General features: G+C 59.6%; 4 protein-coding genes. All 4 read left to right on the top strand.

Annotated features, from left to right (window positions below; genetic code table 11):
* The coding region (locus AACS18_RS09770; RefSeq protein ID WP_258228902.1) for a tetratricopeptide repeat-containing response regulator at positions 1 to 1,645 on the top strand (1,645 nt) is incomplete at its 5' end.
* Positions 1,646 to 1,711: 66 nt separating this feature from the next.
* Complete coding sequence (locus AACS18_RS09765) at positions 1,712 to 2,674, top strand: ion channel (protein ID WP_108614203.1); 963 nt, start codon at positions 1,712 to 1,714, stop codon at positions 2,672 to 2,674.
* Positions 2,675 to 2,909: 235 nt separating this feature from the next.
* Positions 2,910 to 3,716 carry an exodeoxyribonuclease III gene (gene xthA, locus AACS18_RS09760; RefSeq protein ID WP_005337776.1) on the top strand — a complete coding sequence of 269 codons (807 nt, stop codon included), beginning with the start codon at positions 2,910 to 2,912 and terminating at the stop codon, positions 3,714 to 3,716.
* 396 nt (positions 3,717 to 4,112) lie between these two features.
* Positions 4,113 to 4,710: efflux RND transporter periplasmic adaptor subunit (locus AACS18_RS09755; RefSeq protein WP_146184879.1), on the top strand; the 598-nt coding region annotated here is incomplete at its 3' end.

Genomic DNA, 4,710 nt, shown 5'->3' with positions numbered 1-4,710 from the left:
GCAGACACCTGAACAAGAGCCAGAAAAAAAGAGCCCAGCCAAGCCACAACGCATTCTGATGGTCAATGAGCAGCGCTCGTTTCAGGTGATGATGAAGGCGATGCTGCTCAATCTGGGTATCAGCAACATCACCTACTCCAATACCGCCGAGGATGCGCGGCGCCGCTGCCAGAAGGGCAGTTTCGACATCTATCTCATCGATTACGATCTCGGGGTTGGCGAGAATGGCCGCCAACTGCTCGAGAGCCTGCGCGACAAAGACCTGATCCCGCCCCAGAGCGTGGTGATCATGGTGAGTGGCGACAGCTCCCGCGCCATGGTACTGAGCGCGCTGGAAGCCGAGCCCGACGAATACCTGATGAAGCCCTTCTCCCAGGAGCAGTTCTCGTTTCGCTTGAAGCGTGCCCTCGCCCGGCGCAACGCCCTGGCCAGCGTCTTTACCGCGCTGGCCGATGACAATCTGGCAGCCCTCATTACCGCCTGTGCCGAGCGGGCCGATGCGGTGCCCCGTTTTGCCAACTACTGCCGCTGCCTGCAGGCCGATACCCACCTCAAGCTGGGTCAGGCGCAGGAGGCGCGATCTTTAATGCGCCAGCTGCTGGCTGGGCAGGAGAACAGCTGGGCCCGCCTGACGCTGGGCAAGGCGTGCAATACCCTGGGGCTCCACGAAGAGGCGGTCAGCCATCTGCAGGCGACCCTCAAAAATACCCCGCTGATGGTGGAGGCTCACCTCTGGCTGGCGGAATCCCTGCTGGCCCTTGGCAATGACGAGCAGGCGCAGCAGGAGCTCAGACGGGCGGTGGATATCTCCCCCCAGTCGGTGCAACTCTCCCGCCGGCTGGCGGAGGTGTGCCTGCAGCGCCACGACTACGCCCAGGCCAAGGATGTGCTGATGTCACTGATCGACCTGTCGCGCAACTCGATCCATCGCACGCCCCATTATCTGGGGGCCTATATCCAGACCCTGACCCTCTACGCCCTCAACAGCAACGACAGCTACCACATCGCCAACCTGCAAAAGCAGGTCAATTCCGCCCTGTCGCGCATCCGCGACTCGTTGATGATGTCGGAGTTCAACTACCCGGTGTTCGAGCAGATCTGTCAGGCCCGGGTGCAGATTGCGCTGGGCGAGCTGCTCAAGGGCAAGAAGATGCTCTATCGCGCCAATCAGAACTGGCTCGATGAACCGGCCACCATGCCCCCCGTCCTGCTTGGCGAAACCATCCTCGCCCTCTATCAGCTCGGCGAGTTTGAATATGCCGAAAGCCTGCAAGGGCTGCTGGCGGAGGACGAAGATCGGCTGCTCACCACCTGCATTCAGGCAACCCGGGATGACAAGACGGTGCTCGAGCGGCGTCAGCGCTACCAGCAGCTCAACGAACTTGGCATCAAGGCCTATCAGGCGGGCGAGCTGGAGCAGGCCCTCGGCCATTTCCGCGAGGCCCTGCGCCGCGCCCCCGCCAATACCGGTGCGGCTCTCAACAAGATCCAGGTGCTGCTGCAACTGATGCAGAAAAACCGCAAGAGTCCGGAATTTGGTGCCGAGTGCAAAGACACCCTGGACGTGCTTGACGGCATCCCCCTCAACCCGGCCCAGCAGGAGCGTTTTCGCAAGCTGCGTCAGGAGTTCAACCAGTTCAGCTAAGACGCCGCCGCGCCCCCTTTTCCCCGCCTATGCTGAAACCAGTTCGGCAATGCGAGGGAAACGAAGATGGCGATGTGTCGTTATCTGGTGGCCGATGGCCGCCACTGCAGTGAAGAGGCTGGCGAGCACGATCTCTGCCACTGGCATGATCCCCACCATACCCATCAGGAAGCCCGCAGCGCCGAGGCGCTTGAACAGTACGTTCGCGCTGGCGGACTCTGCCACGGCCTGCAGCTGTCACGGGCCAATCTGGCGGGCCTCAATCTGGTCAACAAGGAGTCCGATCAGGGATTTTTGCTGGAGCAGTGCAACCTCTATCGCGCCAACCTGCGCGGTGGTCACCTCTACGGCCTGCGCATGAAGGGCGGCAGCCTGATGAAAGCCGATCTCAGTGATGCCAACCTCCAGTGCGCTACCCTCGATGACGTCAACCTGCTCGGCATCCGCTGGCACAACACCCGGCTCGACAACATGCAGACCGGCAAACGGGTGATGCAGGATCGCAAGGGGCGCCGCGAACGGGATCCCAAACAGGCGCGCATCTGGTTCAAGGAGGCGGAAGAGACCTACCGGGATCTGCGCAAAGCCTCCGAGGCGCAGGGGATCTTCACCATGTCCGGCAACTATATCCAGCGGGAGCTCACCATGCGCCGCCTGCAACTGCCGTTCTGGTCGACCCAGCGTTTTACCTCCTGGGTGGTCGATCTCTTCTGCGGCTATGGGGAGGCCCCGATGCGGGTGGTGCTCTTCTCGTTGCTGCTCATCTTTATCTGCAGCATTTTTTACTTCTTCTGCGGACTGCATTTTCAGGGCGAGCACCTGATCTACCAACCCGGTGCCCCGCTCGAGCAAAATGCCATCTTCCTGCTCGAATGCCTCTACTACAGCGTGGTCACCTTCACCACATTGGGGTACGGCGACTTCACTCCGGTCGGGCTCTCCAGGATCTTCGCCGCCTTCGAAGCCTTCACCGGCAGCTTTACGCTGGCGCTGTTTGTGGTGGTATTCGTCAAGAAGATGACCCGCTAAAACCTGTCCACGCTCCTACTGCGAGGCTGTGATCAAGGCTCATGTGCTGCTCGGAATCCTCATGTATACATATACAATCCGGTTCCTGCGCTGCGCTTCACCTTGCTGACAGCCTCTCGCGACGGATCGTGAACAGGTTACCAAGCAGCTGCACCAGTCACAGCCCCCGAACTTGCATCCACCGCCGATTCCTAGTCCAATAGCCACTTATAAAAATGACATGAGCATCCCGGACATGAAGATCATCTCTTTCAATATCAACGGCCTGCGCGCCCGTCTGCACCAGCTGCAAGCCATCATCGACAAGCACCAGCCCGATGTGATCGGCCTGCAGGAGATCAAGGTGCACGATGAAGCATTCCCGCTGGCCGATGTGGAGGCCATGGGCTATCACGTGGAGTTTCACGGCCAGAAGGCCCACTACGGGGTCGCCATCATGAGCAAGCAGAAGCCGGTCAAGGTGGAGAAAGGCTTCCCCACCGATGACGAAGAGGCCCAGCGCCGGATGATCATGGCCACCTTCGAACGTGAAGACGGCTCTCTCATCAAGGTGATGAACGGCTACTTCCCGCAGGGTGAAAGTCAGGATCACGAGACCAAGTTCCCGGCCAAGCAGAAGTTCTACGAGGATCTGCAGCACTACCTCGAGACTAACCACACCCCGGACGACCAGCTGGTGCTGATCGGGGATATGAATATCTCTCCCACCGATCTCGACATCGGCATCGGCGAGGCAAACCGCAAGCGCTGGCTGCGGGATGGCAAGTGCTCCTTCCTGCCCATCGAGCGGGAGTGGATGGAGCGACTGAAAGGGTTTGGCCTGACCGACACCTTCCGCGCCGCCAATCCCACCGAGTGCGAGCGTTTCTCCTGGTTTGACTACCGTTCCAAGGGCTTTGACGAGAACCGCGGCCTGCGCATCGATCTCATCATGGCCTCCGACGCCCTCAAGGACAAGGTGACCGAGACCGGCATCGACTACGAGCTGCGCGGCATCGAGAAACCCTCCGACCACGCCCCCATCTGGGCCTGCTTCGCCTGATGTGGCGCAAGATTAACCGATGAGCTGCGACGAATTCGTAAACTGTGAAGCGGCTCGCGGTTGCCCGCGATAAAAGGGCGTAAAAAACCCATCCAGACAAGGTGCCTTATGGCACCTTATTTTTTTGCAGCAAGGAGTGGCTGGCGTGATACGGTTGCGAAGAGCCTTGGCCCGGGATGAATATCCCCGAAGACCCCCGCCCATATCGGAAAAGTCAGACTTTTTCGTCAATCGCAATCCTAATTGCCACTTTGAGAAGGTTGTGTTCAAGGTTGCCGCCCTATCATCTCCCATTCCAATCATAAAGAAGTTGTTTTTTTAATCATGAAGTTAATGATGTGTATGGAGAAACATGCTGAACGCAGCAGCCGAAATCGATCCAACAGGAGTGTGATGATGAAGGTGCCCAATGCCGGAAGAGAGGTTTACAAACGCAGCTTGCTGACCCTGGCGCTGATCAGCGGTCTGAGTGCCTGTGGCGGCGAGACGACCCAGACGGCACAGACCATGCCCGCCGTCCCTGTGGTGGTCGCCGAGGTCAAGCTGACTGATGTGCCGCTCACTACCGAGATGGTGGGAGAGACCGCCGGTTTTCGCGAGATCGATGTGCGCTCCCGGGTCAGTGGCATCCTGCTCAAGCGCACTTATGTGGAAGGCCAGCCGGTTACCGCCGGTCAGGAGCTGTTTCTGATTGACCCTGAGCCCTACAAGGTGGCGCTGGAGCAGGCCAAAGGGACTTTGGCTCAGGAGCAGGCCCGTCTCAACAAGGCCCGTGCCGATCGGGATCGCATCATTCCCCTCTTCAAGCGTCAGGTGGTGAGTCGCAAGGACTATGACGACACCATCGCCAACTATGAAGCGGCCATCGCCAGCCATCAGGCCGCTCAGGCCAAGGTGAAAGAGGCGGAGCTCAACCTCAGCTACACCCAGGTGACCGCCCCCATCAACGGCATGGCGAGCAAGAGCTCCCAGTCCGAGGGGAGCCTTATCTCCA

It is taken from the genome of Aeromonas sp. HMWF015 (assembly GCF_963878965.1).
In the GTDB taxonomy this organism is placed as follows: Bacteria; Pseudomonadota; Gammaproteobacteria; order Enterobacterales; family Aeromonadaceae; genus Aeromonas; species Aeromonas veronii.
The sequence above is the reverse complement of the archived record's forward strand: the minus strand, read 5'-3'. Positions and strand labels throughout refer to the sequence as shown.